Genomic DNA, 26591 nt, shown 5'->3' with positions numbered 1-26591 from the left:
GATGACCCCACCCCTCACCCAAGCCGACATCGACCGCGAGATCGCCGAGGTCCACAAGGCCCGCGCGGGCGAGGAGGCGAACCATCCCGATCGCGACTTCGCCCCCTACCGCAGCAGCGTGCTGCGCCACCCGAAGCAGCCGCTCGTCGCGCTGAAGGACCCGGAGGCGGCCGAGCTGGCCGGGCCGGTCTTCGGCGTGGCGGACGTCGCGCCGTTCGACTCGGACCTGACCAGGCAGCACGCCGGCGAGCCGCTCGGCGAGCGGATCACCGTCCAGGGGCGGGTGCTGGACCGCGACGGCCGCCCGGTACGCGGCCAGCTCGTGGAGATCTGGCAGGCCAACGCCTCGGGCCGCTACCTCCACCAGCGTGACGACCATCCCGCGCCGCTCGACCCCAACTTCTCCGGCGTGGGCCGCTGCCTGACCGACGACGAGGGCCGCTACGCGTTCACCACGATCAAGCCGGGCGCTTACCCGTGGCGCAACCACGTCAACGCCTGGCGGCCCGCGCACATCCACTTCTCGGTGTTCGGCACGGCCTTCACGCAGCGGCTGGTGACCCAGATGTACTTCCCGAACGACCCGCTGTTCCCGTACGACCCCGTGCTCAACTCCGTCACCGACGAGCGGGCCAGGCAGCGGCTGGTCTCCGCCTACGAGCACGACCTGTCCGTGCCGGAGTGGTCGCTGGGCTACCGGTGGGACATCGTGCTGGACGGCCCCGCCGCGACCTGGATGGAGGAGGGCCGATGAACCCCACCCCCTCCCAGACCGTGGGCCCGTTCTACGGCTACGCGCTGCCGATCCCCCGCGGCGGCGACCTCGCCGAAGGCGGCATCGTCGTCCACGGTCACGTCCACGACGGCGCGGGCGAGCCGGTGCCGGACGCGCTGCTGGAGTTCTGGCAGGCCGACCCGTCCGGCAACCTCGCGGGCGCGCCGGGCACGCTCCGGCGCGACCAGGTCAGCGGCGCGCTGCTGGGCAGGCGCGGCGTCGACTTCACCGGGTTCGGCCGGGTGGCCACCGACGCCGACGGCGGCTGGGCCCTGCGCACGCTCCCGCCCGGCAACGGCTACATCAGCGTCTGCGTGTTCGCCCGCGGCCTGCTCCACCACCTCTACACCCGCATCTACTTCGCCCAGGACGCCTTCCTCGGCTCCCTGCCCCCCGAGCGCGCGCGGACGCTGGTGCCCGTGGAGGAGCGGCCGGGCGTCTTCCGGTTCGACATCCACCTGCAGGGCGACAAGGAGACCGTCTTCCTGGACTTCGGCTGATCTCCTCAGACCAGGCCGACCATGAAGCCCTCGTCGCGGATGCCCAGGTAGATGGCCGGGCGGTACTGCCGCATGGCGTGCTCGATGACCGGGATGTACTTGGGGTTGGAGCCCAGCGGGAGCCGGTAGCCGTTCTTGACCGTGTGGAACTCCCACAGGTGCTCCATGTCCGGATGGCGTGAGCGGAAGCCGGGGTCGGCGGGGAAGAGGTCGAGGCGGACCATCGTCTTGCGCATGATGTAGTCGGCCGGCTTGACGCGGCGCTGCTGCGTGCGCGAGATGCCCACCGCGGACAGCTCGTCCCACGGGACCGCCCACGGGCTGCCCTGGGGATCGTCCCAGCGCACGCCGTAGACGTCGAAGACGAGCTTGCGCGGCCGGCTGATCTTGCGCCAGGTGATGATCGGCAGCAGCCCGATGAACAGGAAGATCAACCCGAGGACCAGGACGGCGACCGCGGAGCCCGAGCCGCCCGTCGTCTGCCCGGTGAGCGCCGAGAAGACCGCCATGAGCCCGATGACCCCCGCGACGGAGCCGCCGATCAGCGCCTTCACCTTGGCGTCGCCGCCGACGTCGATCACCACGGGAGGCGGCGCGAAGGCGGGCTGCTGCTGCGGGGGGTAGGGGGCGTTGAACTGCTGCTGTGGCTGCTGTTGCGGGCCGTACATCATGAGACGGCAGGTTAGCCGGGATCACCCGTTGTGCCGTGACGCTTCGTACATTTGCGAAGCGTCCGGAGTCACCCGGACACGGTGGGGCGGATCTCGGTGAACAGGCGGAGCGTCACCGGCCGCAGCCGCCACCTGGGCCAGCGCAGCCGCAGGGGCGAGAAGGTCGCCGCCAGGACGATCTTCAGGTAGGAGCTCCCGGTCTGACCCACAGGCACATGCGCGCAGAACCCCGACACGTCGGCGCGGGCCGCCCGTCCGCCCAGCAGCAGCCGGCTGCTCCCCCGGATCTCGGATCCGCCCTCCAGGCTCACCGACTCCCAGAGGAGCTCGGGCGCCCCGGGCAGGGAGAGCCGCAGCGTGAAACCCGCCAGCGACCCAGCCGGGCTCAGGTAGAAGGAGCCGTCGAAGTCGCCGCTCCGGTGACCGGCCGAGAGCGTCGCCTCGCTGGCGTCCATGGCGATCCGCCAGGCGTTGGGATCGGTGTAGGGGATCAAGGGGCTCACCTCGCTGTCCGATAAGGCGCGTCTACCCACAAGACGAATTAGCGCCCGCGAATGTGACAATCCGGTCAGTGCCCTGACGACGCCTCCGCGGGCACGGTCGCGTCGAGCCGGAAGCGGTGGTCGCGGGAGGCGGTCGTGAGGCCGCCGCCCCGGGCGGCGAGGCGGGCGGTGAGGTTGGCGACGCCCTGGCCGGGCTCGGCGGGGCGGCCGGTGACGCCGTCGTTGTCCACGCGCAGCCGTACGAGGTCGTCGCCGGTGGACAGGGCGATCGTCACGTGGCGGGCCTCGCTGTGCCGCAGCACGTTGGTGGCCGCCTCGCGGACCACGACGGCGAGCAGGGCGTCGACGCCGTCGGGAAGGGGCGCGTGATCGGCGTCGATCTCCACGGTCGCGCCGGCGGCCTCGAGGACCTCGCGGGCCGAGGCCAGCTCGGCGCGCAGGCTGAGCCCGGGTTCGCCGTCCCCGGGGATGGCGCGCAGGTCGGCGAGCGCGGTGCGGGCCACGGTGACGACGCCGGCCAGCTCGGCCTCGGCGCGGGCGGGGTCGCGGGCGGCCAGCTCGGCCTTGACGGTGATCGCGGACAGGCCGTACCCGATCAGGTCGTGGACGTCCTGGGCGATCCTGCGCCGCTCCCTGGCCGCGGCCAGCCCGGCGAGCGCCAGCCGCGACTCGCGTACCTGGTAGACCAGCCGCGTCACGGCGGTCAGCCCGTAGAACATCGCCGACATGCCGACCACCTCCAGCAGGGCGGCCGGGATGCCCGCGGCCGAGCCGGACCGGGCCAGGAGCACCGCGGGCACGCTCGCCACCGTCGCCGCGTATAGCGCCCACGCCAGGCGCGGCGTGGGGATCACGATCAGCAGGGAGGCGGCGGCCCAGCCGACGAGCTGGTAGTAGGGGCGGTCCGGTTCGAGCAGCGGCAGCCACGCGAGCAGCAACTGCGCGGGCAGCGTCCAGGCGGCGTGTCTCGGCCGGGCGCCGGGGGGCCGCGGCAGCGCGTGGTACGCCTGCAGCGCGACCACCGCGATGACCGCGACCCAGTACGCCACCCGCAGCCCGACCGGCACCGGCGCGCGGGCGACGACGATGATCGCGGCGACGGGGAACCACAGGTACACCACTGTCAGGATGGGCAGCGCGAGCCGCGGGGTCAGGTCGCCGGGCGGCGGCATCGGCGGCGGCTCGGGACGCTGCCTGACCTGCTGCGCCGCCCGCCGGGTCAGCGGCGGGATCTCCCCGGCCCGCCCGGCGGCGGCCAGCCCGATGACGCGTGACAGCGTGGACCCGAGCACCGCGTCCAGGTCGTGACCGGCCCGCTCGCGCTCCTCGGCCACCGACCGCGCGGCCAGCTCGGCCCGGGTGGCGTGGAGCTCGTCGCGAAGATCGCTGAGCCGGGTGAGGGCGAACACGACCAGCCCCTGCGTGGCCGTGTTGCCGACCGCGTTGACCCAGACGTAGGCGTCGGCGCCGAGGTTCACCACGCCCGCGGCGGCCGTCACGCCGCCGAAGAGCACCCACCGCAGCGGCCCCCGCGCGACCAGCAGGACGGAGGCGGCGAAGAACGCCGACGGCCCGCCGAACGGCACCGGCCCCATCCAGGCGAACAGCGCCGCCTGGCCCGCCACCAGCCACCAGCCCCGCAGCCGCCGGGTCCGCGGCAGCGAGCACAGCAGTTGCAGGCCGAGGGAGAGCAGCGCCGGCGCGCCCGGCAGTCCTGCGGTCGGGGGGATGACCAGGAGGAGCAGCACCACCAGGATGATGAGCGTGGACACCCGATCCCCACCGCGAGACGACCTTCACCGTTTCGCGGCCAAGCATCCCACAGCCCGCGCCCGGGGCCCAGGCGGGATCAGCCGAACACGCCCCCGACCATGTTGTACGCGTACGCGACGGCCATGAAGCCCGCAGAGACGAGCGCGAAGGCCGTGTAGGAGATCCGCCCGGCCGGGCCCCACCAGCCCTTCCACCAGGCGCCCGCCGCGCAGGCCACGACCCCGCCGCTGAGCACGAACGCCGCGGACGAGGCGATCAGGGCGGCCGTGAGCAGCGGGGACCCGAGGAAGATGGCGTCGGTGGGCGCGATGGCGATCGTGGCGGCGAAGCCGTACGCGAAGACCAGGACGAGCACGCCGGTCAGCCAGGCGAGCCACCACGCGGTCCGGTGCCGGGCGGGCCTGCCCCGGAGCCTGCGGACGAGCGCCGCGACCGGCATCCCGAGCGCGGCCGACAGGAACGCGGCCAGGCCCGCGTAGACGAGCCACACGTGCAGGCCGGCGTCCGAGCGTTCGAACGTGGCCGCCTCCTCCTGGTGGCCGCCCGCGAGCAGGCCGTGGCCGTCGAAGGCGATGCGCTCCTGGCCGCCCCGCTCGGCGAACAGCCCCGGCCCGACGAGCTGCCACGTCTGCACGGGTCTGGCGGGGTCGCGGGACAGGCCCGTCGTGGTGATCGTCCCATCGCCCGCCGCCTCCACGGTCACGTTGCCGAACAGCGCGCCCGACCTCAGCAGGTCGCCGCGGATCCGGGTCGAGGTGTACGTGCCCGCGTACGCCGAGGTGTCCCCGCGCACCGGCGCCGGCTCCTCCGGCCTGCCGGGGAAGTAGCGGTCGACGATCCGGTCGACCAGCTCATTGGCGGCGGCCGTGGAGTCCTCGCCGTTGAAGACGGCGTACACGCCGGTCCTCTGGTCGGGCAGCAGGGCCAGGACGTGGTGGAAGCCGTTGATGTCGCCGCCCTTGGAGAAGATCCGGCGCCCGTTCCTGACGGTCTCCTCCAGGCCGTACCCCATGCCGGGGAGCCGGTCGTCCTGCGTGTAGTGGCGGCTCATCATGGTCGTGCCGACGTTCCCGCCCAGGCGGGGGTCGTCGCCCAGCAGCGCGATCATCAGGCGCCCCATGTCGGCGGCGGTGGTGACGGGCCCGGTCCCGGAGGCGGGCGACCCGTAGTAGCGCTTGTACGGAACGTCCCTGTTGTACCCCTGGGCCAGGGTGCCCGTCAGGGCGGTGGGCAGCGGCGCCTGGAACGACGTGCCCGCCATGCCCAGCGGCGCCAGGATGCGCGAGCGCACGTACTCGGCGAACGGCCGGCCCGAGGCCACCTCCACCAGGTAGCCCGCGAGGCTGTAGGCGTAGTTGTCGTAGGCGAGCACGGTCCCCGGCGGGCGCACCCGCTCCGGCCGGCCGTTCTTGACGACCTCGGCCGGCGGCTCGGCGGCGCCGGGGTCCTCCCAGGACGAGCCGAGCACTCTGTCCGCGAAACCGGCCGTGTGGGTCAGCAGGTGCTCCAGGGTGACCGGCCGCCCGGGGAAGGTGTTCGGGATCTTGAAGGTCTTCAGGTACGTGTTGACGTCTGCGCGCAGGTCGAGCTTGCCCTCCTCGACGAGCTGGAGCGCGGCGATCGCGGTGAACGTCTTGGCCGTCGAGGCCGTGAAGAACCCCGTGCGGGCCGCGTCCACCGGGACACGCCCGGCCAGGTCGGCGTAGCCGTAGCCGCGGGAGAAGACCTGCCGCCCGCCCGACACCACCGTGACCGCCGCGCCGGGGATCCCGTGCGCGGCGAGCTGCCCGGGCACCACCTGGTCGACCAGCGTTCCGACGTCCTCCAGGTCGGTGGAGGCGGCGGCGGCTCCGCCGGACAGGCCGCACACCAGCAGCACGGTCGTCAGGCCGAGGAACAGGGCTTTCTTCATGCCTCCCAAGATCGCGAACTCGGCCGCTTCCGGACCAGTGTCAGACACCTCGATCCGGCATGTGAAACACACGAACCGGACATCAGGCGAAATATCATGGTCCCCACGCTTCGGGGGGAGTCGAGAGTGATTCGGGTGCTGCTGGCCGAGGACATGCATCTCATCCGCGGGGCGCTCGCCTCGCTCCTGAGCCTGGAGCCCGACATCGAGGTCGTCGCCGAGGCACCGGACGGTGACGCGGTGCTGCCGGCGGCGCTGGCGCACCGGCCCGACGTCGCCGTGCTGGACGTGCAGATGCCCGGCATCGACGGCATCGAGGCCGCCGCCGCACTCCGCGAACGGGTCCCCGGCTGCCGCGTGCTCGTCCTCACCCAGCTGGGCCGGCCGGAGGTGCTGCGCAGGGCGCTGGCGGCCGGCGCCGGGGGCTTCATGCTGAAGGACGCGCCTCCCGCCGACCTCGCCGCGGCGGTGCGCCGCGTCCACGCGGGCGAGACGGTGGTCGACCCCGCCCTCGCCGCGGCCACCATCGCGGCCAGGGCGAACCCGCTGTCACCGCGCGAGGTGGAGGTGCTGCGCCGGGCCGCCGGAGGCGACGACCTCCCGGAGATCGCCGCCGCGCTCCACCTGACCAAGGGCACGGTACGCAACTACCTGGGGGCGATCGTCACCAAGCTCGACGCCCGCAACCGGCTGGACGCGGTCCGCATCGCCACCGAGGCCGGCTGGCTCTGACGCGCCCTTTCCGAGCACCGGCGAGGCGACCTCGTCAGGCGCGCTCGTCACGGGCCATCCGGTAGAGCCCGTACGCGGCCTCGATCGCCCCGAGCACCATCATGACCACGCCGACCTTCGACGGGGTGAACACGACGATCTCGACGTCGAGCCCGAACAGCCACAGCGCCAGCCCGATGACGAAGACCGCCAGTCCGGTGAGGAACGTCTTGCGGGCAGGAGCCATGGGGACCTCTTCCGATCAGGGCCGTTTCCCGCAACGCTAGCGACGGCCCGGCCCGCAAGGCTTCCTGCCCGCTGAGGAGATCGGCGTACATCCTTCGGGTGACGCCACAGATCTCGTGATCGTCACCCGGGAACGCCGGTCGCCCCTCGGGGCGGCGTGATCAGGCCGTACATGACCAGGGCGCCGAGCGCGATCGAGATCACCGACCAGACGGGGAAGGCCACCATGAAGGCGAAGTGGCCGATCATCGAAAGCCCGGCCAGGACGACCCCGGTCCAGCGGGCCCAGCCCTGCCCGGCCAGCACGCCGAGCCCCACCAAGACCTGCAGGACGCCGATCGCCAGCCAGGCCCAGCCCCAGGCGGTGTAGTTCCACACCAGCAGCTGGCCGCCGGGCGTGACGAAGAAGTACGTCTTGAACAGGGCTATGACGCCCTCGATGATGTTGAAGATGCCCAGCACCATCGCGAGGGTGCCGGCGAATCCGAGCCAGCCCGAATAGCCACCACGATGGAATGCGAACGGTGACGTTGACGTCGCCATGATCGTCTCCTTCCCGGCAAGTTGAAACTCCGGGTCGCCGTCTGCACCCATGCCCGAAATGTCTAAAGATAAAATCCCGCCGGGCAAAGCTATGTCCTCGCATCGGCAAAGAGCGCCGCCATTTAGCCTCCCACTTTTCCCAATTTTTCCGGAAAATGGGGATTTGCTTGGCCGACGTCCCCCCGGCGGAAACGACAAAGTGCGAGGGATACCGTCACCGAATAATCTGGGAGTGGAGGCTCGGCCACCGATGGCGCGGTGATCCGAGCGCCGGAGCCGTTGGAGCATTCATGACCACGACCGCACCGATCGTTTCCTGCCACCTGCCCGCTGAGCTCAACAGCTTCATCGGCAGGCGGCACGAGATCGCCGAGGTCAAGCGGCTGCTGTCCGATGCCAGGCTGGTGACCCTGATCGGCGTCGGCGGAGTCGGCAAGACCCGCCTGGCCCAGCGGGTCGGGTTCGACCTGCGGCGCAGCTATTCCGACGGCGTGTGGCTGGTCGAGCTCGCGGCGCTGGAGAGCCCCGAATTGCTGGTGCAGTCGGTGATGGAATGCCTGGAAATCCAGGACCGTTCGGTGCGGCCCCCCATCGAGGTGCTCACGGATCATCTGCGTGACAAGAAAATGCTCCTCATCCTCGACAACTGCGAGCACCTGCTGGACGAATGCGCCGCGATGGCCGAGACGCTCATGCGCGCCGCGCCCGGCCTGCGGATCCTGGCCACCAGCCGGCAGTCGCTCGGCGTCGTGGGCGAACAGACGATGCCCGTTCCGCCGCTGCCCATGCCGGATTTCGACGTTCCGCGGTCGTCCACGGAATCGCTGAAACAGTTCGACGCGATCCGGCTGTTCGCCGACCGGTCCCAGTCCGTGCTGCCGGGGTTCGAGGTCACCGACGACAACCAGGACAGCGTGGCGCGGATCGTGCGGCGGCTGGACGGCATCCCGCTGGCGATCGAGCTGGCGGCCGTCCGGCTGCGGGCCCTCTCCGTGGAGCAGCTGCTGGCCCGGCTGGACGACCGGTTCCGGCTGCTCACGATGGGGGCGCGCACCGCGATGCCCCGCCAGCAGACGCTGCGGGCGCTGATCGACTGGAGCTACGCCCTCTGCACCGAGCAGGAGCGGCTGCTCTGGGCCCGGCTGTCGGTGTTCTCCGGCGGTCTGGACCTGGAGGCGGCCGAGCACGTGTGCTCCGGCGACGGCATCGAGCCCGACGAGATCGTCGATCTGGTGGTCGGCCTGGTGGGCAAGTCGGTGCTGGCCCGCGAGGGCGACCAGACCACGGTGCGCTACCGGCTGCTGGAGACGATCCGCCAGTACGGCCGCGACCGGCTGCGCGAGTCGGGCGACGAGGCGACGCTGAGGGCCCGGCACCGCGACTGGTTCCAGGACCTCGCCGGCCGCGGGCAGCGGGAGTGGTTCGGCCCCGACCAGGTGGCCTGGTTCAGGCGCCTGCGCGCCGAGCACGGCAACATCCGCAGCGCCCTCGACTACTGCCTCACGACGCCGGGCGAGGCTGAGCGCGGCCTGGCCATCGCCACGGCGCTGCGGTTCTACTGGATCGCGACCGGGTCGCTGCGGGAGCCGCGCGACTGGCTCGACCGCCTCCTCGCGACCTACCCGACGACCGGCCCGGCGGCGGGGTCAGCGGCGGGGTCAGCGGCGGGTGACGAGGCGACGGTCGTCCGGGCCAACGCGCTGTGCGTCAACGCGCGGCTGGCGGTGCTGCAGAGCGACTTCGCGCTGGCGGCGGACATGCTCGAGGAGGCCCGTGAGCTGGCGAAGCAGCTCGACAGCGCGATGGTCCTCGCCGAGATCGCCTACGTCTCCGGCCTCACGACCCTGATCCAGCGCGACATCACCGGCGCGGCGGCCCTGCTGGAGGAGGCGGTGGCGGCCTACCGCGAGGCGGACGCCCCGATGGGGGTGGTGAACACGCTGCTGTACCTGGGCACCGCCTACTCACTCCTCGGCCGTTCCGACGAGGCCGTCGCGCGGTTCAAGGAGGGCCTGGAGATCTGCGAGGGCCGCGAGGACCACTGGTTCAGGTCGTACACGCTGTGGGTGTACGGGATCGAGATGTGGCGGCAGGGGGACGTGGCCGGGGCGGTCGAGATGGAGCGCGAGGCCATCCGGCTCAAGCGGCCCTTCGACGACCGGCTGGGCACCGCCCTGTGCATCGAGGCGCTGGCGTGGATGGCCGCCGACGGCACGCCCGAGCGCGCCGCCGTGCTGTTCGGCGCCTCGCAGGAGCGCTGGCGGGCGTTCGGCGCTCCCCCGTTCGGCTTCGTGTCCGGCCACCATGACGCCTCCGAGGCGCTGGCGCGCGAGCGCCTCGGAGAGCAGGAGTTCGAGGCCGCCGTCCGCAGGGGCACCGAGCTCACCCCGGCCGACGCGATCGCGTACGCCATGTGCGAGAGCCCGAAACCGGCCAAGCCGGCGGCGGCCACGGCCCAGACCTCGCCGCTCACCCGGAGGGAGATGGAGATCGCCCGGCTCGTCGCCCAGGGCATGACCAACAAGGCCATCGCCTCCTCGCTGGTGATCGCCCAGCGCACGGCCGAGGGACACGTCGAGCACATCCTGACCAAGCTCGGGTTCAACTCGCGCTCCCAGATCGCGGCCTGGGTCGGCGAGCAGGGCCTGCTTCCCGGGGGCGCCCCATGACGTCCGGCGCCGGCGTTCTGACCGACAAGTCCACCTTTGTCGGGCGGGCCCGGGAGCTGTCCACGGTGCGGAAGCTGCTGGGCACGTCGCGGCTGCTCACCTTGACGGGCGCGGGCGGCGTCGGCAAGACCCGGCTGGCGCTCAGGGCCGCGGAGCTGCTGCGGGACACGTACCAGGACGGGGTCGAGGTGGTCGAGCTGGCCCGCCTGGAGACCGGCGATCTGCTGGAGTCGGAGGTCGCCATGGCCCTGGGGCTGCGCGACGTGCGCCGCGACCCCATGGGCATGCTGGTGGACCACCTGTCCCGCAAGCGGATGCTGCTGGTCCTGGACAACTGCGAGCATCTGAGCGCGGTCTGCGCCCGGCTCGTGGACCGGCTGCTGCGCTCCGCGCCCCGGCTGCAGGTCCTGGCGACCAGCAGGCAGACGCTGCGGGTCCCCGGCGAGCAGGTGCTGATGGTCGCTCCCCTGTCCACTCCCGATTCCGGCCCCGGTCGCAGCCACACGGTCCGGGAGATCGGCCGCCACGACTCCGTACGGCTGTTCGTGGAGCGCGCGGCGGGCGCCGTGCCCGGCTTCCGGCTGAACGCGCGCAACGTGGCGCCCGTGGCGCAGCTGGTCCAGCGCCTGGAGGGCATCCCGCTGGCGATCGAGCTGGCCGCGGTCCGGCTGCGCTCGATGCCGCTCGAACGCCTGGCGCGGGAGCTGGAGGAGCGGTTCGACGTGCTGGTCGCCAAGACGCCCGCCGCCCTGCCCCGCCACCAGACGATGCGCGCGACCATGGAGTGGAGCTTCCGCCTCTGCTCGGCCGGGGAGCGGCGACTGTGGGCGCGGCTGGGGCTGTTCCCCTCGGGGGCCGACCTGGAGACGGCCGAGGCGGTGTGCTCGGGCGACGGCATCGACCGGCTCGACGTGCTCGACCACCTGACCGGGCTGGTGGACAAGTCGGTCCTGGTCAGGGACGGGTCCAGATACCGCATGCCGGAGGCCCTGCGCGCGTACGGCTGCGAGCAACTGCCGCCTCCCGAGGAGCGGCGGCTGCGCCGGCGTTACGTCGAGCACTACCGGGACCTGGTGACGGAGCAACGGATCGACCGGATGGTGCCCGAGCAAGTGGACCGGTACCTGCTCCTGCAGCGGGAGCTGCCCAACATCCGCGTCGCCCTGGAGATGTGCCTGAGCGAGCCGGCTCTGGCGCCGATGGAGCTGGAGGCCGCGGCGGCGATGTGGTGCTTCTGGCTGCTGGCCGGCTCGTTCGCGGAGGGCCGCTACTGGCTGGGACGGGGCCTGGAACGGGTGCCGGAGGCGAACCGGTGCCGTGCGATGGGGCTCTGGGCGGACAGCCTGCTCGCCCTGCGCCAGGGCCAGACCGCGGCGGCCACGCGGGGGCTGGAGGAATTCCTCGCCTTCGCCCGCGGGGAAGGCGACGAGTGTCTCGTGGCGCACGGCATCCGCAGCTCGGGCGTCGCGGCTTTCTTCACCGGCGACGCCCGGCGCGGCCTGGCGCTGATCCGGAAGTCCCTCGCCATCCACGAGGCCAGGGGCGACGTGGACGGCATCATGTTCAACCTCTACGTCGGGGCCGCCTACGGCTCGACCGAGGATCCCCGTCAGGCGAGCGAGTTCGGCGAGCGGCTCCTGACCCTGTGCGAGAGCCGGCGCGCCCTGGTCTTCCGCGCGTACGCGCAGCTCGCGCTGGGTGTCGCGCACTGGAATCTGGGCGAGCGCCGGCGCGCGGAGGCGTTGCTGACGGCGGCGACCGAGTTCACCGGGGGGATCAACGACCGGTGGTGCCTGACCCAGTGCCTGGAGGTGCTGGCGTGGCTCGCGGGTGCTCGGGGCGAGCACGACCGGGCCGCCGCGCTGCTGGGGGCGGCGCACACGATGTGGCAGGCGGTGGGGACCTCGCCCGAGTGGATGAGCTACCACGCGACCTGGCACGAGCGCTGCACGGAGCAGGCCCGCGCGGCGCTGGGCCGGTCGGCGTTCGCGGCGGCGTTCCGCCAGGGGTCGCGGCTCGGGCCGCAGCGGGCCGCGGCCTACGCGGTGAGCGGCGTGCCGCGGGAGCGGTCGCCGGGGCGGCGGGGCGGCCGGGGCTCGGAACCGCCCGTCACGACGGGCGCGGGAGGCCGGCGGCGGCCTCGGTCAGGCACGTCTCCAGCCGGGTGACGATGGCCGGCGCCCCGGCGGTGTCGATCCGGCAGCAGTACAGGAAGCGTACGAGGGGCTCCTCGGCGATGGGGCGGGCGACGACGCCGTCCACCGTGTCCGCGAGCGCCAGCGCGGGCAGCACGGCGATGCCGAGCTCGTGGGCGACGAGTTGCAGCACCGTCCTGAAGTCGTCGCCCACGAAGGCGAGCCGTGGCTGGAAGCCCGCGGACCGGGCCAGCTCCGCGAGGGGGCCGAGCTGGGGGCCGGTGACGGGGGTGCCGATCCACGCCTCGCCGGCCAGGTCGGCCAGGCTCAGCGACGCGCGCCCGGCCAGGGCGTGGCGGGCGGGGAGCGCGACCATGACCGGGTCGCGGCCGATCAGCGAACGCCGCAGGCCCGGTGGCGGCGGCAGGGGGAACCAGGCGTAGTCGAAGGTGACCGCGAGGTCGAGGTCGCCGCGGAGCAGCCGCTGGTAGGCGTCCTCGGTCTCGTACTGGCTCAGCGTGACCCGCACGTCCGGGCAGCCCCGGCGGAACGCGGCCAGGGCCGGGGGGACGATGCCGGCCGCGGCGGAGACGAAGGCGCCCAGCCGCACCTCGCCCGACAGCCCGGCGTCCAGGGCCTCCAGCTCCGTCCTGGCGCGGGTCATCGCCGTCCGGACGGCCTCTTCGGCCTGCAGGAGGACGGCGCCGGCGGCGGTGGGGCGCACGGGACGGCGGTCGAGGAGCCGCAGCCCGGCCCGCCGTTCGAGGTCGGCGATCTGCTGGGAGACGGCCCCTTGCGTGTAGCCGAGCTCCTCGGCGGCCGCCGCGAACGAGCCCAGCCTGACGACGGCCTCCAGCGTGGCCAGGAGGCGGGGCTCCAGTTGTCCGGGCACGAACATTAGCCTACCTAATGCTGGCCTTAGCAGACTTTGCTGGTGCTTATGCGCGGGCTGATGGAGCATGGGAGGCACGTCGCCTGAAGAAGGGTTTCCCACCATGGATCTCGCCGCCCTCGACGCGCTGGTCGACCGGCTGCCCCGCAAGCGGATCGGCTTCTACCCGACGCCCTTCCACCGCCTGGACAATCTGTCGGCCGCCTACGGGACCGGCTTCTTCCTCAAGCGGGAGGACCTGGCGGGGCCCGGCACCATCAGCGGGAGCAAGACCCGCCTGGCCGAGTTCATCATCGGCCAGGCCCTGGAGGACGGCGTCACGCACATCATCACGCAGGGCGTCTACCTGACGAACTCCGGCATGCAGTTCGCCGCCGCCTGCCGGGCCGCCGGGCTCACGCCGATCCTCTTTCTCACCCGGGACGAGGGACGCCACGGCGAGCTCGCGGAGTATCGCGGGAACCTGCTGCTGAGCAAGATCATGGACGTGGAGACGCACTACCTGCCCACCCGGGGCGGCGCCTACTGGGACACGGCCGACGAGCAGCAGCGCATCGCCGACGCGATGAACGCCCGCAAGGCCGAACTCGAGGCGCAGGGGCACAAGGCGCTGATCGTGCCCACCGGCGGCGCGCATCCCTATGGCTTCGTGGCGCACACGCTGACGTTCACGGAGATGATCCAGCAGGCCGAGGCCTCCGGCGCCCGGCTCGATTACCTCTACCACACCGCGGGCACGGGCACGGCGCTGCCGGGGCTGATCGCGGCGAAGCTGGTGACGGGGAGCCCGGTCGTCGTCCGCTCCATCGCGATCTGCGACTACCGGCCCGGGAACTGGATCAACGTCGAGATCGTCGTCGACCGCGTGAAGCACATCCTCAAGCTGCTCGAGGTCCCGGTCCCCGCCGACGAGGTCATCCGCGCCGAGATCGACGTCGACGAACGGTTCATCGGCGAGGACTACGCGGTGCCCTCGCCGGAAGGCGTCGCCGCCATCAAGGAGCTGGCCCGGTCGGACGGCGTGTTCATCGGCCCGGTCTACACGGGCAAGGGCTTCGCGGGGCTCCTCGACCACGTGCGCTCGGGAAGGGTCGAGCCGGGCCGGAACGTGGCGTTCCTGCACACCGGCGACACCGCCAACCTGTTCGAGATCCCGCAGGTCGTCGGCGACGTGGCCGGCTGAACGCGGCGACAGAGCGATCAGACCCGCAGTGACCGGGCGTTCAGGAGCGCGGTGACAGGCGGAAGACGCGCAGCTCGCGGCCGGAGCGCTCGGTGTAGCCCTCGTACAGCGGCCAGAAGCGGGTGAGCGCCTGCCAAGCCTGCTCGCGATCGGCTCCGGCCAGCAGGGCAGCCGTGACGGGGATGACCCGCCCGCGGAAGGTCACGGACGCCTGCGGGGTCTTGAGCAGGTTGCCGCTCCAGGCCGGGTGGTGCTCCCTGCCGAAGTTGCTGCCGACCACGAGGAACGTGCCGCCGTCCTCGGGCAGGCAGGCCAGCGGGCTCTCGCGCTGCTGCCCGGACTTGCTGCCGGTCGTGGTGAGCAGCAGGTGGGGGATCATCTGGTCCCCCATGAGCACGCGGCCGCCGGTCACCCGGTTGACGAAACGATCAAGAGGCGGAACGATCTTGGGCGCGACCCGGGCGAAGCCCTTCGTGCCCGCGAGCCACTGGAAGAACGGGCGGAGCGCGGTGCTGACGCGTGCCATGAAACCGCCGCTGGACTGCTGCTGCTCAACCACGGTGCCCTCATGTCCTCGTTGCGCTGCTGACGGGGGCCAAGGATACTTCCCAACCAAGCGATTGGTCTACTCGGGGTGGACCGGCCGGTCGATCCGGTACACGTAGTGGGCGCGCCCGTGGATCGGATTGTCGGGCTCGAGCTCGCCTTCAGCCACCCGGCGCATCCCGGCCTTCTCCAGCGCCCGCCACGAGGCGCGGTTGGCCGCCGAGACGGGCACCAGCACGCAGGACGCGCCGGGGATCTCCTCCCAGGTCCGCTCGATCACCGAGCGGATCATCTCCGGCCCCAGACCCCGGCCCACCTGGCCGGGATCGCCGATCAGGTAGTCGATGCTCACCGCGCCGTCGGGGACGGGGGTGAGCGTCGCCAGTTCGGTCAGGTAGGCGGGGTAGTCCGCGTACCGCGACCGCTGGACCAGGCCGAGCGGCCGGCCGTCGAGGAACACGAGCAGGTCCTCCGACGGCTCCTCCCCGCGGGCGGCGGGGCCGAAGTCGCGGGTCACCGCCTCCATCGAGGTCTCGTGGTTCCACCACAGCGCCACGTGCGGCTGCTCCAGCCACGTGCGCAGCAGGGGGAATTCCTCCTGGCCGAGCCGACGCCATGTGATCATCAGGACGCTCCGGGGGTGTGCTGCCGGCGGTAATAGCGGGCCTGGCGGTCGCGGTGACCGCACGAGGGGTGGCACCAGCGCCGGCGCGAGTGGTTCTGGACGAAGAACAGGGAGCAGCCGGGGCCCTGGCAGCGGCGTACCCGGTCCGCTTGAGGGCCGGTCAGCAGCTCGACGCAGCAGGTGGCGATACTCCCGAGCACGGCCGCGGCGCCGGTGACGGTGTCGGCCCAGCGCGAGGCCGGCGCGCCGCCGCTCCAGTCGAGCCGGAGGTACGTCGGCGCCGCCGCCGTGAAGTGGTTGACCCGCTCGACCAGCGCCGCGTCGGGAACGCGCCCCTCGACGGCGGCCGACAGCAGGGCGTGCACGCAGTCGCGCAGCAGCCGCACCCGGACCGCGTGGGGTCCCATCGGGACCGTCACGCCGTGCCGCTCGGAGATCCGGGCGAACCACTCGCCGACCCGCCGGGCGTCCGGCAGGAAGTCGATCCGCGCCTCCCCCGCGCCGTACAGGGTGTTGGCCAGCTCCACCGCGAGAGGTTCCGTACCGAGGATCGGGAACTCGACAGCCGTCACGATGCTGACGCTAACAGACTGCTGTAACCGTCAGCATCCGATTTATAGGGGTAGCAAGTCCCTGTACGGGGATATAACTTGGCGGCCGTGGAGGAACGCACAGGTAGGACCGGGCGGCGGCCGGGGGCCTCGACCACCAGGGAAGAGATCGTCGCGGCGGCGGCCAGGGCCTTCAGCGCCGGCGGCTACGAGGCCACCAGCATGCGCCAGGTCGCCGCGGACGCCGGCGTGGATCCGGCGCTCGTGCGCCGGTTCTTCGGTGGCAAGGAGCAGCTGTTCAGCGCGGTCGTGACGTCGGTGTTCCAGCCGGAGCAGGCTGTGGCCATGCTGCTGGACGGGCCCCGCGGCAAGCTCGGGGAGCGGCTGGCCGGATACGTCCTCGGCCTGCTCGGCGCGGTGGACCAGCCGGGCCCGGTGCTGGGCCTGATGCGCTCGGCCGCCACGAACGCGCACGCGGCCGCCCTGATCAGGGAGTTCCTCGCCAACGACATGCTCGGCAAGGTCGCCAGGAAGCTCGGCGTGGACCAGCCCGAGCTGCGCGCGGCGCTCGCGGCCGGCCAGCTCGTGGGCCTGGCCATCACCCGCTACGCCGTACGGGTGGACGCACTGGTCTCGTCCTCGCCCGACGAGCTCATCGCCTGGCTGGCGCCGACACTGCAGCGCTACCTCACTGGCCGGGCCCCCTGACGGGCGCGGCGCTCACCCCCGCGAGCCACGCTCTGTCGGCGTCGGCGGCCCTGAGATGGACCCCGTGGCTCGTCCGGTCGGGGTCGCCGGGATGGCGCCCAGGGCGAGGAGGAGGTAGTGGCGCTGGCGCAGGGTGAGGTCCCCGATGCTGGCGCCGCTGACGATCCTGCCCCTGCGCAGCACGCGGGTGATCTCGGCGGCGCTGCGCCCGGGCAGGGCCCGCAGCACCGTTTCCACGTCGGCCCCGATGGTGGCCAGGTCGGTGCGCGACAGCAGGGCCTCCAGGCCGAGCCGCCCGGCCGCGACGGCGGCGCGCAGGTCGCCGGCCGTCATCGGTTCGGGCCCGGTCGACGGCTTGGGCCGCGGGGACGGCGGGCGCGGCTGCGGCGTGGGCGGCCTGCCCGCCTGGCGGGCGGCGGCGACGGGTACGGCCGGGGCGGGCAGCTCGTCGGCGAGCATGGTCTGGGCGACGATCAGCAGGCCGCCCACGGCCAGCACGCCGGTCGCCACGACGACGACCTGGCGGCGCGGCAGCCGGCCGCCGGCGCGGGCCATCTGCAGCCCGACCATCGCGGTACGCAGCAGCACGCCGGTGAGCACGCCCAGCAGGATCGGCACGCTCTGCGGCGGCAGCGGCGCCACGCCGGCCAGCACGACGCCGGCCGCCGGGCTGAGACAGGCCAGCGCCAGCCAGGGAGCCAGCGGTCTGCGGGCCAGGTCGAGCATGGCCGTCAGGGCCACGCCTTCACCGGCCGAGTGGATCATGAGCGCGGCCACGACGACGATCGAGGCGGCCAGCACGAGGGTGGCGCCCTCGATCATGCGGTGCAGGCTCAGCGCGACGGCGGTGCCCACTCCCCCGTACACGGCGGCGCTGACGGCCTGCCCGACCCGCCGGTGCATGCCGGGGGCGTGCCGGGCGCGCCGCCCCACGTCGTGCTGGTGCGCGCACCCGTGGCGGGTGAAGTGCGTGATGACGGCGTACCCGAACAGCCCGGCCAGCGCCACCAGCCACACGGGCACATGGGTCGCGACGGCCTCCCGCCAGGCGTCGGGCATCACGTCGGTCAGGGTGGTGATGAGCATGAGCGCCGAGGCGACGGCCAGCCAGACGCTGATCCTGTCGGCCTTGCGCTGCGCCAGGTGGGCGCCGGCCAGCGTGGACAGGGCCACCAGGCCCACGGCGGCCCACACCGTCCAGACCGGCATGGCGGCGCCCATGGCCGCGTCGTGCGCCGGCGACTGCAGTACTGGCCCCCCGAGCGGCAAGGACATGTGACGGCCTTTCTGGCGAGAGTGCGGTGATCGATCACTGAGCCGCGAGAGGGCCGGTGTGCACGCCGTGGCCGGGCGTCGCGACGTCCTCCAGGACGCCGCGCAACCGGCCGAGCTGGCTGCGCAGGCTGTCCTGCAGCTGCCGGCCGTGCTCGGCGAGGACCGTGTCGAACTGGTCGAGCTGCTCCTCGATGGCCTCCTGATAGGCCAGGCGGGCGGTCCTGGTCAGCGCCTCGGCCGCGGCGGCGGCATCGAGCCGCACCCGTTCGGCGTCGGCGCGCGCCTCGGTCAGGATCTGCCACGCCTCCTGCCGGGCGTTCTCGACGATCTCCCGCGCGCCCTCCTCCGCGGCCGCCAGCGTGTCGGCCGGGGCCGGGGTGGCGGCGGCGAGGCGCTCGCGCAGGTGGGCGTTGTCCTGCCAGAGCAGGCTGATCGTGGTCTCCACGGTGGACAGGAACGCGTCCACCTCGGCCAGGTCGTAGCCGGCCCGCAACCTGACCACGGTGAAGACCTGGTGATGCACGGCGGTGGGGGTCAGCAGCGTGAGCTGGCCGGGGCCGGCGGCCTGGGCCGGGACGGTGACGAAGCCGTCGCCGGCGGCGTGGCCGTGCGGGATCGGGAGGCCGTAGACGTGGTCTTCGTGCTCGATGTGCATGACGGAGTCTCACCGAACCTTTCACCGTCAGCGCTGGAGCGGCCGGGCGCGCCCGCACCGGCCCCGGGGCATGGAGGGGTGCCCCGGATCGGGGGGAACCGGTACGAAACCTTGACCGTCCAACCAGGCATCTTATACGCACAGTAGTTGACACGTTACGATGTGCTTAAACATGTGAGCGGCCGCTCACAGGTAAAGGCCGCCTCGGATGTGACCAGGGTCACATCGTTCGCCTGTCCCCTGGAGCCCGCCCTGTCCGTCCTCCGGCCGAGCAACCGGCTACGAGGAAGGTTCAAGGTCATGGGCAAGCTGATCGTCATCGAGTTCGTCTCCCTCGACATGGTCGTCGAGGACCCGGACGGGGCGGACGGGACGCCGTGGGGAGGCTGGGCCTTCCGGTACGGGCCCGAATCGGTGGCCGGCGACAAGTTCGCGCTCGGCGAGGTGCTGGACACCGGGGCCATGCTGCTGGGCCGCGCCACCTGGCAGCGTTTTTCCCGCATCTGGCCCGCCAGGGACGACGAGTTCTCCCGGAAGATGAACGCCATCCCCAAGCTCGTCGCCTCGCGATCAGCGGATGGCGTCGAGGCGTGGAGCAACTCCTCCCTCCTGCGGGGCGACCTGGTCGAGGAGGTGGCCGAGCGAAAGCGGGACCGGGATATCGTGGTCGCCGGCAGCGGCAGCGTCGTCGCCGCGCTGGGGGCGCACGACCTGGTCGACCAGTATCGGCTGCTGGTGTTCCCGATCGTGCTGGGCCGGGGGCGCCGCCTGTTCGACCAGCCCGTCGGCCTGGCTCTCGAGTCCGCCGAGCGCGTGGGGCAGGCCGTCCGCCTCGTCTACGGCCGCGACGCGGCGGCGTGAAGGAGACCATCATGAGATACGCACTGCTGATCAACGAGCGGCCCGGGGCGTACGACGGGCTCGGCGCCGACGAGCGCGCCGCCATCACCGCCGAGTACGTCGCGCTGATGAAGGACGAGCGCATGATCGCGGGCGAGCGGCTGCAACCGGCCGACACCGCGACCACCGTCCGGGTCCAGGGCGGCCGGACGCTGGTGACCGACGGGCCGTTCGCCGACACCAAGGAGATCTTCGGCGGGTTCTACATCGTCGAGGCGGACGACCTCGACGACGCGCTGGAACTCGCCGCCCGCATGCCCGCCGCCCGCCTGGGTGGATCGGTCGAGGTGCGGCCCCTGGTGGAGCTGTAGCCGGTGCTCGAGGAGATCTTCCGCGACCAGTGGGCCCGCGTGTTCGCCGCGCTGGTGAGCTACACCGGCGACATCGACGTCGCCGAGGAGGCCGCTCAGGAGGCGTTCGCCGTCGCGGCCGAGCGCTGGGGCCGCGACGGGGTCCCGGACAACCCCGGGGCCTGGCTCGTGGTGACCGGGCGGCATCGGGCGATCGACCGCCTGCGCCGGGGCCGTACTCATGCGGACAAGCTCCGCCTGCTGGACCGGCCGGAGCCGGGCGAGGAGGTGACCATGGACGAGTCGGCGGTCCCGGACGAGCGGCTCGAACTGTTCTTCATGTGCTGCCATCCGGCGCTGGCGGACGAGGCCCAGGTCGCGCTCACCCTGCGGGCCCTGGGCGGCCTGTCCACCCCGGAGATCGCCCGGGCGTTCCTGGTGAGCGAGGAGACGATGAAGCGGCGGCTCTCCCGGGCGCGCAACAAGATCCGGGCGGCCGGGATCCCGTTCGGGATCCCCCGGGAGCACCTGCTGCCCGCCCGCCTGGAGGCGGTGCTCTCCGTGCTCTACCTCATCTTCAACCAGGGGTACGGCGACGGCCGCGCCGACCTGGCGGCCGAGGCCGTCCGGCTGACCCGGATCCTGGTCGAGCTGGTGCCCGGCGAGCCCGAGGCCGCCGGGCTGCTGGCGCTGATGCTGCTGCACGACTCGCGGCGCGCCGCCCGGGTCCGCGACGGCGAGATCGTCCTGCTGCGCGAGCAGGATCGCGGCCTGTGGGACTCCGCCCGGATCGAGGAGGGGCAGGCGCTGCTCGACCGCGCCCTCGCGCTCGGCGCCCGCGGCGCCTACGTGGTGCAGGCGGCCATCGCGGCGCTGCAGACCGAGGAGCGGATCGACTGGCCGGCCGTCGCCGCGCTCTACCACCGGCTGCGGGAGCTGACGGGCTCGGCCGTGGTGGAGCTCAACCGCGCGGTGGCGGTCGCCGAGGTCGAAGGGCCGCGGGCGGCGCTGGCGATCGTGGACGGGCTCGACCTCGACGGCTACCGCTACTTCCACTCCACCCGGGCCGAACTGCTGCGGCGCCTGGACGACACCGCGGGGGCACGGGCCGCGTACCGGAGGGCCCTCGATCTGGCCACGACCGAGGCCGAGCGCCGCTTCCTCACCCGCCGCCTCGGCGAGCTCTGATCCTCTTGTCCCGGGTTTACAGACCTGTCAGTCTGGGGGGCATGCGTGAGCTGAAACCCGGACTGGAGCACACCTTCCGGTTCCGCGTGCCGGAGAGCAAGATCGTGGCGGGGCTGTATCCGGAGTCGCCGGAGTTCGCGGTCATGCCGCCCGTCTTCGCCACCGGCTTCCTGGTGGGGCTGATCGAGTGGACGTGCGTTCAGGCGGTCGTGCCGTACCTGGACTGGCCGCGCGAGCAGACGGTCGGGACGCACGTCGACCTCAGCCACCAGGCCCCCACGCCGCCAGGCCTGGAGGTGACCTGCCGCGATGCACGCCCCAGCGCCGATCAGGCACGGGCCGCACGGCCCTTCGCAGCCGGGTCGGCCGGATGGGGTGTGGCGGGGATCGGCGCAACACGGACGGCGCCCAGCCCGGTGCTCTGAGGCGGTGGGCTGGGGGTGGATCAGGGGTGCGGGCAGGTCGGGGTGCCGCCGGGTCAGCCGTGACCGCAGGTCACGGGTGGGGGGACGGCGAGAGGGTGTCCGGGTTGACCAGTAGGTCGGCGCGGTCGCGGGTGGTGCGGATGGTGGCGGCGTTGGGCTCGTCGACCTCGGCGACCCAACGGGCCGCGCGGGAGGGGGTCTTGCCGAACTGGACGTGCCGCCTGGTGAGGCGGTCCAGGCGGACGCGGTCGTCGATCTCGGCGTACCAGACCTCGGTCATGGCCGCCCGCACCCGGCGCCACGTGTCGTCGTCGGCGAGGAGGTAGTTGCCCTCGCTGACCACGACCCGCGCGGCCGGCGGCACCGGGATGGCGCCGGCGATCGGCTGCTCGATCTCGCGGTCGAAGGACGGGGCGTAGACGACGGAGCCGGTCTCGGCGCGGATGCGGTGGAGCAGCGCCAGGTAGCCGTGGGCGTCGAAGGTGTCCATGGCGCCCTTGCGCCGCAGGCGCCCGAGGCGTTCGAGCTCGACATCAGCCAGGTGGAAGCCGTCCATCGGCACCCACACCGCCGGCAGCCCGGCGGAGGTGAGGTTCTCGGCCAGCCAGCCGGCCAGCGTGGACTTGCCCGCGCCCGGACATCCCGCGATGCCCACCACGACACGCTCGCCGGACGCGGCCAGCCCGCATACGCGCTCGATCAGCTGCGCGCCGGTCACCGGACGCCTCCGGCGAACGGAAAGCGGTGGGCTCCAGGTGGCTGGGTAGGGCTCAAGGTTCTCCTCGAATACGGATTGAGCGGGCATGTCGGCAATGAGCTGCAAGCTTATCCACGCCGGCACCCGCCCCTGACGTCCGGAATACCCCATACCCGTACAATGTGTCTCCCCTCTACTAAGGAGCATCGTATGGATCACGGCGAGCACCACCACGCCCACCATGAGGCACCCCCCGCGGCCACGTGGGGAATGGCCGCGCAGGCGACCCTCCACTGTCTGACCGGCTGCGCCATCGGCGAGGTGCTGGGCATGGTCATCGGCACCGCCGCCGGCCTGTCCAACCTGACCACCGTGGTGTTGGCGGTCGCGCTGGCCTTCGTGTTCGGCTACGCGCTGACCATGCGGGGCGTGTTGCGGGCCGGTGTCGACTTCCGCACCGCGCTGCGGGTGGCGCTGGCCGCCGACACCGTCTCCATCGCGATGATGGAGATCCTGGACAACGCGGTGATGCTGATCGTGCCCGGCGCCATGGACGCGGGCCTGTCGAACTGGCTGTTCTGGGTGGCCCTGGCCGGGTCGCTGCTGGTGGCCTTCGTGCTGACGACCCCGGTGAACAAGTGGCTCATCTCACGGGGCAAGGGGCATGCGGTGACGCACCAGTACCACCAGGGCCACTGAGCGGCCGCTGAGCGTTCCGTTCACTCGCCGTGCCACGAGCGCCAGAGCTCGGCGTACGTGCCCCCGGCCGCGACGAGGTCGTGGTGCGTGCCGAGCTCGGTGAGGCGGCCGTCCTGCATGACCGCCACCCGGTCGGCGTCGTGGGCCGTCTGGAGGCGGTGGGCGATGGCGATGACGGTACGGCCGTCGAGCACGGCGGCCATGGCCCGCTCGGTGTGGCGGGCGGTCCTCGGGTCCAGGAGCGCGGTGGCCTCGTCGAGGATCAGCGTGTGGGGGTCGGCCAGCACGACGCGCGCCAGAGCCAGCTGCTGGGCCTGCGCGCCGTCGGGCCGGTGGCCCCCGGGGCCGAGAGCGGTGCCGAGGCCGTCCGGGAGTTCGTCGATCCAGTCGGCGCCGACGGTGGCGAGGGCCGCGCGCAGCTCGGCGTCGGTGGCGGAAGGGGCCGCGATGCGCAGGTTGTCGCGAACCGTGCCGAGGAACACGTGATGTTCCTGGGTGACCAGGACGACGCGTTCACGCAGGCGGCCGGGGTCGAGGGCGGCGACGGGGACGCCGCCCACGGTGACGGTGCCGGTCCGCGGGGCGTCCACGCCCGCGAGGAGCCTGCCCAGCGTGGTCTTGCCCGCGCCCGAGGGCCCGACGATCGCCAGGCGCTCGCCGGGGCGGACGGTCAGGTCAACCCCGCGCAGGACGTCGGGGCCGCCGTCGTAGGCGTAGTGCACGCCGGCGGCCACGAGCCGGTCGCCGTCCGGTACGGGTGCCGGCCCGGCGGCCGGCGCCGGCGGCGGGACCAGGGCGAGGCCCTCGACCCTGGCGAACGAGGCTCCGCTGCTCTGCATGCCCTCCAGGTGCAGGAGGATCGTGTCCAGGGGCTGCCCGAGCTGGCGCAGGTAGAGGGCGGCGGCGACGACCGTTCCGAGGGTCATGGAGCCGTTCGCCATGAAGCCGCCGACCAGCAGCACGCCGGCCACCGGGATGGCGTACGAGACGTCGACGACGGGGAAGAGGACGCTGCGCAGGAACAGGGTCCGGATGCGGGTCCGGCGGCACTCGTCGATCGCCGCCTGGCAGGCCGTGATGCGGCGGTGTTCGAGGCGGAGCGCCGCGACGGTGCGGGCGCCGGCGGTGGTGGCCGCGAGCTGCTCGGCCAGCGCGGAGTTGGCCGCGCCCTCGGCCAGGTACGCCGGGACCGCGCGGCGCAGATACCAGCGGGCGGCGAACCAGATGCCCAGCAGGCCGAGCACCCCGCAGGCGCCCAGCAGCGGATCGAGCACGAAGACCGCGGCCAGGATGAACGCCGCCTGGACCGCGGCGATGAGGACGTCGGGGCCGGAGTCGCGCAGCGTGGCGCCCAGCGCGGCCACGTCGGTGGTGCCACGGGTGGTCAGGTCGCCCGTGCCGGCCCGCTCGACCACCGAGACGGGCAGGTCGAGGGCGCGTTCGGTGAACCGCTCCCGGACGCGGGCCAGCGTGCGCTCGCCGAAGCGGTGGCCGATGTAACCCGCGTAGCGGGACAGGACGAGCTGCACCACGGCGGCGGCCAGGATGGCCAGGGCCAGCCGGTCCACGGTGGCGGTCCCGGCACCCGACTTGACCGCGTCGATGATCCGGCCGAGCAGCCACGGCCCGGCCAGGCCGACGGCGGCGGCCAGGGCGTTGAAGGCGATCATGGCGGCGAAGGCGCGGCCGTCCAGACGGATCAGGCGCCACGCCGCCCGCCGCACCCGGGACGGCTCGGCCACGGGCAGGACCCCGGTCATCGGGCGGCCCGCTCGGGCGGTGTGCTGGGTTCGTCGTCGCGCGAGACCAGCAGGCGGTAGCCGGGGTGCTCGTGCAGCAGGTCGCGATGGTCGCCGGCCGCCGCGACCGAGCCGTCCACGAGGTAGTACACCGTGTCCGCCCGGTCCAGCAGCAGAGGCGAGGTCGTGGCGACCACCGTGGCGCGCCCCCTTCGCGCGTCGCGCAGGCGGGCGGCGATGGTCGCCTCGGTGTGGGCGTCCACGGCGGAGGTGGGCTCGGCCGCCAGCAGGATCTCGGGGTCGGCCAGCAGGGCCCGGGCCAGGCGGACGCGCTGGCGCTGCCCGCCGGACAGGTTGCGGGCCTGGGGGTCGATGGCGGAGTCCAGCCCGTCCGGCAGCCCGCGCACGACGTCCTCGGCCATGGCAGCGCGGACCGCCCGGCCCACGGCCTCGTCACCGGCGTCGTGCCTGCCCGCGACGACGTCGCGCAGCGTGCCGGCGAACAGGTCCGCCTCGTTGTCGGCCAGCAGGATCCGCTCGCGGACCCGTGCCGGGTCGATGGTGTCGAGCCGGATCCCGCCCCAGGTCACGGCGGACGCGGTGAACCCGCCCAGCCGGTCGAGCACCGCCGCCGAGTCGCCCGGGCGGGCCCCGACCAGCGCGGTCAGCTTCCCCGGCGCGATCTCCACGCCCGAGGCCGGGTCGCGCAGCGTCGCGGGCGACGCGGGCGGATCCGCGTCACCGCCGGTGACGTCCGGCTTCAGGGTGAGGAAGTGGATGACCCTGCGGGCGGCCACGAGGCCGCGGCTGAGGCCGTAGCCGCCCTCGATCAGGCACGTGACCGGCACCACCAGCACGCCGGCGTACCCGTACACCGCGACCAGCTCGCCGGTGGTGATGTCGCCCTGGGCGGCCATCCGGGCCGCCAGCCACGTCACGGCGCCGAGGAACACCGTGGGCAGGCCGACCCCCAGGGCGTGGATCCAGCTGGTGACCGCGCCCACCTGGTAGCCCTTCTCCCGCAGCTCCCGGGAACCGCGCCGGTAGCGTTCGGCGTACACCTCCTTGCCGCCGATGCCGTTCAGGACCCGCAGCCCTCCGGCGATGTCCCCGAACCGGGCCGCGAGCTCGCCCTGCCGCAGCCGGTACGCCGTCTCGGCGCCGCGCAGCCGCCCCAGCAGCGGCCCGAGTAGCACGACCAGCAGCGGCACGCCCAGCAGCACCACCGCCGCGAGCAGCGGCGAGACGGCCAGCAGCAGCCCGGCCACGACGACGTAGGCGAGCACCGCGCCGACACCCGGGCCGGTGATGGTCAGCGCGTCGGCGATCACAGCCGCGTCGCCGAACCCGATCGTCACCACCTCCCCGGCCGTGACCTTGCGCGGGAGCGCCGCACCCAGCCGCGTCGCGTGCAGGACCACGACCTGTACGGTGCGGAACGCGGCGTCCATCCGGACCCTGGTCATCGTGCGGTGGCGCATGATGGCCAGCCAGGCGTTCAGCGCCCCGACGCCGAGCACGGCGGCGGTCCAGCCGGCCAGCGCGGGCTTGTCGCCCGGAGCCAGGCCGTCGTCGATGGCGCGGGCCAGGAAGTACGGCGGCAGCGTCAGGCAGACCATCCAGGCGGAACCCAGCAACGCGCCGACGGCGATGCGGCCGGGCTGGCTCCTGACCAGCCACCACAGGTACCGCCCGGCGCTTCGGCGGTCGGGAGTCCCGGGGTCCATGATCTTCACCCTATTTGACTGATCTCCCCGAACGATGATGGGGTACGTGCCAG

General features: G+C 72.9%; 27 protein-coding genes. 12 read left to right on the top strand and 15 right to left on the bottom strand.

The genetic code is table 11. The features are described from left to right. Window position 1 precedes the first annotated feature (1 nt). Together pcaH and pcaG are read left to right on the top strand one after the other, a co-directional pair. Window positions 2-754 carry a protocatechuate 3,4-dioxygenase subunit beta gene (pcaH, locus tag ACIBI9_RS37625; protein WP_397229405.1) on the top strand — a complete coding sequence of 251 codons (753 nt, stop codon included), beginning with the start codon at window positions 2-4 and terminating at the stop codon, window positions 752-754. Then, the gene (pcaG, locus tag ACIBI9_RS37620) at window positions 751-1275 is read left to right on the top strand and encodes a protocatechuate 3,4-dioxygenase subunit alpha (protein ID WP_397229403.1); all 525 of its coding nucleotides are present in this window, start codon (window positions 751-753) and stop codon (window positions 1273-1275) included. Before pcaH ends, pcaG begins: the two co-directional genes overlap by 4 nt. 5 nt (window positions 1276-1280) lie before the next feature. Here pcaG and ACIBI9_RS37615 read toward each other — a convergent pair whose 3' ends face one another. The 4 genes from ACIBI9_RS37615 to ACIBI9_RS37600 all read right to left on the bottom strand — a co-directional run bounded on the left by ACIBI9_RS37615 (window position 1281) and on the right by ACIBI9_RS37600 (window position 6134). Continuing rightward, entirely contained in the window at window positions 1281-1946 is a 666-nt protein-coding gene (locus ACIBI9_RS37615; protein ID WP_397229401.1) for a hypothetical protein, read from the bottom strand. Window positions 1947-2014: 68 nt separating this feature from the next. After that, window positions 2015-2440, bottom strand: coding sequence for a hypothetical protein (locus tag ACIBI9_RS37610; protein ID WP_397229399.1), 426 nt, complete (start codon window positions 2438-2440; stop codon window positions 2015-2017). A gap of 74 nt (window positions 2441-2514) precedes the next feature. Beyond that, entirely contained in the window at window positions 2515-4221 is a 1707-nt protein-coding gene (locus ACIBI9_RS37605; protein ID WP_397229397.1) for a sensor histidine kinase, read from the bottom strand. A 77-nt stretch (window positions 4222-4298) separates the two neighbouring features. Continuing rightward, on the bottom strand, window positions 4299-6134 hold the full coding sequence (locus ACIBI9_RS37600; RefSeq protein ID WP_397229395.1) for a serine hydrolase: 1836 nt from the start codon (window positions 6132-6134) through the stop codon (window positions 4299-4301). 126 nt (window positions 6135-6260) lie between these two features. On the opposite strand from ACIBI9_RS37600, the gene ACIBI9_RS37595 reads away from it, so the two are divergent. Next, complete coding sequence (locus ACIBI9_RS37595) at window positions 6261-6866, top strand: DNA-binding response regulator (RefSeq protein ID WP_397229393.1); 606 nt, start codon at window positions 6261-6263, stop codon at window positions 6864-6866. A 34-nt stretch (window positions 6867-6900) separates the two neighbouring features. On the opposite strand, the gene ACIBI9_RS37590 is transcribed toward ACIBI9_RS37595, so the two are convergent. Both ACIBI9_RS37590 and ACIBI9_RS37585 read right to left on the bottom strand, forming a co-directional pair. Beyond that, window positions 6901-7092 (bottom strand): DUF5708 family protein, encoded by a 192-nt coding sequence (locus tag ACIBI9_RS37590; RefSeq protein WP_397229391.1) that lies wholly within the window; start codon window positions 7090-7092, stop codon window positions 6901-6903. Window positions 7093-7214: 122 nt separating this feature from the next. Continuing rightward, window positions 7215-7634 carry a hypothetical protein gene (locus tag ACIBI9_RS37585; protein WP_397229389.1) on the bottom strand — a complete coding sequence of 140 codons (420 nt, stop codon included), beginning with the start codon at window positions 7632-7634 and terminating at the stop codon, window positions 7215-7217. A gap of 290 nt (window positions 7635-7924) precedes the next feature. Here ACIBI9_RS37585 and ACIBI9_RS37580 point away from each other — a divergent pair, with 290 nt between their 5' ends. Beyond that, window positions 7925-10303: an ATP-binding protein gene (locus tag ACIBI9_RS37580; protein WP_397229387.1), complete on the top strand. Its 2379-nt coding sequence runs from the start codon at window positions 7925-7927 to the stop codon at window positions 10301-10303. After that, entirely contained in the window at window positions 10300-12471 is a 2172-nt protein-coding gene (locus ACIBI9_RS37575; protein WP_397229385.1) for an ATP-binding protein, read from the top strand. The genes ACIBI9_RS37580 and ACIBI9_RS37575 overlap by 4 nt, the downstream gene beginning before the upstream one ends. On the opposite strand, the gene ACIBI9_RS37570 is transcribed toward ACIBI9_RS37575, so the two are convergent. Then, on the bottom strand, window positions 12413-13330 hold the full coding sequence (locus ACIBI9_RS37570; protein WP_397229383.1) for a LysR family transcriptional regulator: 918 nt from the start codon (window positions 13328-13330) through the stop codon (window positions 12413-12415). The genes ACIBI9_RS37575 and ACIBI9_RS37570 overlap by 59 nt on opposite strands. Window positions 13331-13433: 103 nt before the next feature. On the opposite strand from ACIBI9_RS37570, the gene ACIBI9_RS37565 reads away from it, so the two are divergent. Further along, window positions 13434-14513, top strand: a complete 1080-nt coding sequence (locus ACIBI9_RS37565) for a 1-aminocyclopropane-1-carboxylate deaminase/D-cysteine desulfhydrase (RefSeq protein WP_397229381.1) — start codon at window positions 13434-13436, stop codon at window positions 14511-14513. A 40-nt stretch (window positions 14514-14553) separates the two neighbouring features. Here ACIBI9_RS37565 and ACIBI9_RS37560 read toward each other — a convergent pair whose 3' ends face one another. The 3 genes from ACIBI9_RS37560 to ACIBI9_RS37550 all read right to left on the bottom strand — a co-directional run bounded on the left by ACIBI9_RS37560 (window position 14554) and on the right by ACIBI9_RS37550 (window position 16256). Further along, entirely contained in the window at window positions 14554-15072 is a 519-nt protein-coding gene (locus ACIBI9_RS37560; RefSeq protein WP_397229379.1) for a nitroreductase family deazaflavin-dependent oxidoreductase, read from the bottom strand. 66 nt (window positions 15073-15138) lie between these two features. Beyond that, window positions 15139-15684 carry a GNAT family N-acetyltransferase gene (locus tag ACIBI9_RS37555; protein ID WP_397229377.1) on the bottom strand — a complete coding sequence of 182 codons (546 nt, stop codon included), beginning with the start codon at window positions 15682-15684 and terminating at the stop codon, window positions 15139-15141. Further along, the gene (locus ACIBI9_RS37550) at window positions 15684-16256 is read right to left on the bottom strand and encodes a CGNR zinc finger domain-containing protein (RefSeq protein ID WP_397229375.1); all 573 of its coding nucleotides are present in this window, start codon (window positions 16254-16256) and stop codon (window positions 15684-15686) included. Before ACIBI9_RS37550 ends, ACIBI9_RS37555 begins: the two co-directional genes overlap by 1 nt. 87 nt (window positions 16257-16343) lie before the next feature. Here ACIBI9_RS37550 and ACIBI9_RS37545 point away from each other — a divergent pair, with 87 nt between their 5' ends. Further along, on the top strand, window positions 16344-16943 hold the full coding sequence (locus tag ACIBI9_RS37545; RefSeq protein ID WP_397229373.1) for a TetR family transcriptional regulator: 600 nt from the start codon (window positions 16344-16346) through the stop codon (window positions 16941-16943). 12 nt (window positions 16944-16955) lie between these two features. Here ACIBI9_RS37545 and ACIBI9_RS37540 read toward each other — a convergent pair whose 3' ends face one another. Together ACIBI9_RS37540 and ACIBI9_RS37535 are read right to left on the bottom strand one after the other, a co-directional pair. Continuing rightward, window positions 16956-18218, bottom strand: a complete 1263-nt coding sequence (locus tag ACIBI9_RS37540; RefSeq protein ID WP_397229371.1) for a hypothetical protein — start codon at window positions 18216-18218, stop codon at window positions 16956-16958. A 34-nt stretch (window positions 18219-18252) separates the two neighbouring features. Further along, window positions 18253-18873, bottom strand: a complete 621-nt coding sequence (locus tag ACIBI9_RS37535; protein WP_397229369.1) for a DivIVA domain-containing protein — start codon at window positions 18871-18873, stop codon at window positions 18253-18255. A gap of 300 nt (window positions 18874-19173) precedes the next feature. On the opposite strand from ACIBI9_RS37535, the gene ACIBI9_RS37530 reads away from it, so the two are divergent. From ACIBI9_RS37530 to ACIBI9_RS37515, 4 genes are read left to right on the top strand one after another with little or no spacing between them, the layout of a single operon-like run. Next, window positions 19174-19734 carry a dihydrofolate reductase family protein gene (locus tag ACIBI9_RS37530; RefSeq protein WP_397229367.1) on the top strand — a complete coding sequence of 187 codons (561 nt, stop codon included), beginning with the start codon at window positions 19174-19176 and terminating at the stop codon, window positions 19732-19734. Between the two features lie 11 nt (window positions 19735-19745). Then, entirely contained in the window at window positions 19746-20084 is a 339-nt protein-coding gene (locus ACIBI9_RS37525) for a YciI family protein (protein WP_397229366.1), read from the top strand. A gap of 3 nt (window positions 20085-20087) precedes the next feature. Next, the gene (locus tag ACIBI9_RS37520; protein WP_397229364.1) at window positions 20088-21251 is read left to right on the top strand and encodes an RNA polymerase sigma factor; all 1164 of its coding nucleotides are present in this window, start codon (window positions 20088-20090) and stop codon (window positions 21249-21251) included. A gap of 41 nt (window positions 21252-21292) precedes the next feature. Further along, window positions 21293-21676 carry a thioesterase family protein gene (locus ACIBI9_RS37515; protein ID WP_397229362.1) on the top strand — a complete coding sequence of 128 codons (384 nt, stop codon included), beginning with the start codon at window positions 21293-21295 and terminating at the stop codon, window positions 21674-21676. Window positions 21677-21746: 70 nt separating this feature from the next. Here the strand turns inward: ACIBI9_RS37515 and ACIBI9_RS37510 are convergent, their stop codons facing one another. Continuing rightward, window positions 21747-22394 carry a nucleoside/nucleotide kinase family protein gene (locus tag ACIBI9_RS37510; RefSeq protein ID WP_397229360.1) on the bottom strand — a complete coding sequence of 216 codons (648 nt, stop codon included), beginning with the start codon at window positions 22392-22394 and terminating at the stop codon, window positions 21747-21749. Between the two features lie 189 nt (window positions 22395-22583). Here ACIBI9_RS37510 and ACIBI9_RS37505 point away from each other — a divergent pair, with 189 nt between their 5' ends. After that, the gene (locus ACIBI9_RS37505; protein WP_397229358.1) at window positions 22584-23072 is read left to right on the top strand and encodes a DUF4396 domain-containing protein; all 489 of its coding nucleotides are present in this window, start codon (window positions 22584-22586) and stop codon (window positions 23070-23072) included. A 20-nt stretch (window positions 23073-23092) separates the two neighbouring features. On the opposite strand, the gene ACIBI9_RS37500 is transcribed toward ACIBI9_RS37505, so the two are convergent. After that, window positions 23093-24832, bottom strand: coding sequence for an ABC transporter ATP-binding protein (locus ACIBI9_RS37500; RefSeq protein WP_397229356.1), 1740 nt, complete (start codon window positions 24830-24832; stop codon window positions 23093-23095). Further along, window positions 24829-26538, bottom strand: coding sequence for an ABC transporter transmembrane domain-containing protein (locus ACIBI9_RS37495; protein ID WP_397229354.1), 1710 nt, complete (start codon window positions 26536-26538; stop codon window positions 24829-24831). Before ACIBI9_RS37495 ends, ACIBI9_RS37500 begins: the two co-directional genes overlap by 4 nt. Window positions 26539-26591 lie beyond the last annotated feature (53 nt).

It is taken from the genome of Nonomuraea sp. NPDC050451 (assembly GCF_044458585.1).
Note: the sequence above shows the minus strand (reverse complement) of the source record. Positions and strands in the feature narration are given on the sequence as shown.

Bases quoted from the DNA above. Each gene is read 5' to 3' on its own strand.
- pcaH (WP_397229405.1), top strand. From the start codon at position 2: ATGACCCCACCCCTCACCCAAGCCGACATCGACCGCGAGATCGCCGAG.
- pcaG (WP_397229403.1), top strand. From the start codon at position 751: ATGAACCCCACCCCCTCCCAGACCGTGGGCCCGTTCTACGGCTACGCG.
- ACIBI9_RS37615 (WP_397229401.1), bottom strand. From the start codon at position 1,946: ATGATGTACGGCCCGCAACAGCAGCCACAGCAGCAGTTCAACGCCCCC.
- ACIBI9_RS37600 (WP_397229395.1), bottom strand. From the start codon at position 6,134: ATGAAGAAAGCCCTGTTCCTCGGCCTGACGACCGTGCTGCTGGTGTGC.
- ACIBI9_RS37590 (WP_397229391.1), bottom strand. From the start codon at position 7,092: ATGGCTCCTGCCCGCAAGACGTTCCTCACCGGACTGGCGGTCTTCGTC.
- ACIBI9_RS37585 (WP_397229389.1), bottom strand. From the start codon at position 7,634: ATGGCGACGTCAACGTCACCGTTCGCATTCCATCGTGGTGGCTATTCG.
- ACIBI9_RS37580 (WP_397229387.1), top strand. From the start codon at position 7,925: ATGACCACGACCGCACCGATCGTTTCCTGCCACCTGCCCGCTGAGCTC.
- ACIBI9_RS37575 (WP_397229385.1), top strand. From the start codon at position 10,300: ATGACGTCCGGCGCCGGCGTTCTGACCGACAAGTCCACCTTTGTCGGG.
- ACIBI9_RS37565 (WP_397229381.1), top strand. From the start codon at position 13,434: ATGGATCTCGCCGCCCTCGACGCGCTGGTCGACCGGCTGCCCCGCAAG.
- ACIBI9_RS37555 (WP_397229377.1), bottom strand. From the start codon at position 15,684: ATGATCACATGGCGTCGGCTCGGCCAGGAGGAATTCCCCCTGCTGCGC.
- ACIBI9_RS37540 (WP_397229371.1), bottom strand. From the start codon at position 18,218: ATGTCCTTGCCGCTCGGGGGGCCAGTACTGCAGTCGCCGGCGCACGAC.
- ACIBI9_RS37535 (WP_397229369.1), bottom strand. From the start codon at position 18,873: ATGCACATCGAGCACGAAGACCACGTCTACGGCCTCCCGATCCCGCAC.
- ACIBI9_RS37530 (WP_397229367.1), top strand. From the start codon at position 19,174: ATGGGCAAGCTGATCGTCATCGAGTTCGTCTCCCTCGACATGGTCGTC.
- ACIBI9_RS37525 (WP_397229366.1), top strand. From the start codon at position 19,746: ATGAGATACGCACTGCTGATCAACGAGCGGCCCGGGGCGTACGACGGG.
- ACIBI9_RS37515 (WP_397229362.1), top strand. From the start codon at position 21,293: ATGCGTGAGCTGAAACCCGGACTGGAGCACACCTTCCGGTTCCGCGTG.
- ACIBI9_RS37505 (WP_397229358.1), top strand. From the start codon at position 22,584: ATGGATCACGGCGAGCACCACCACGCCCACCATGAGGCACCCCCCGCG.
- ACIBI9_RS37500 (WP_397229356.1), bottom strand. From the start codon at position 24,832: ATGACCGGGGTCCTGCCCGTGGCCGAGCCGTCCCGGGTGCGGCGGGCG.
- ACIBI9_RS37495 (WP_397229354.1), bottom strand. From the start codon at position 26,538: ATGGACCCCGGGACTCCCGACCGCCGAAGCGCCGGGCGGTACCTGTGG.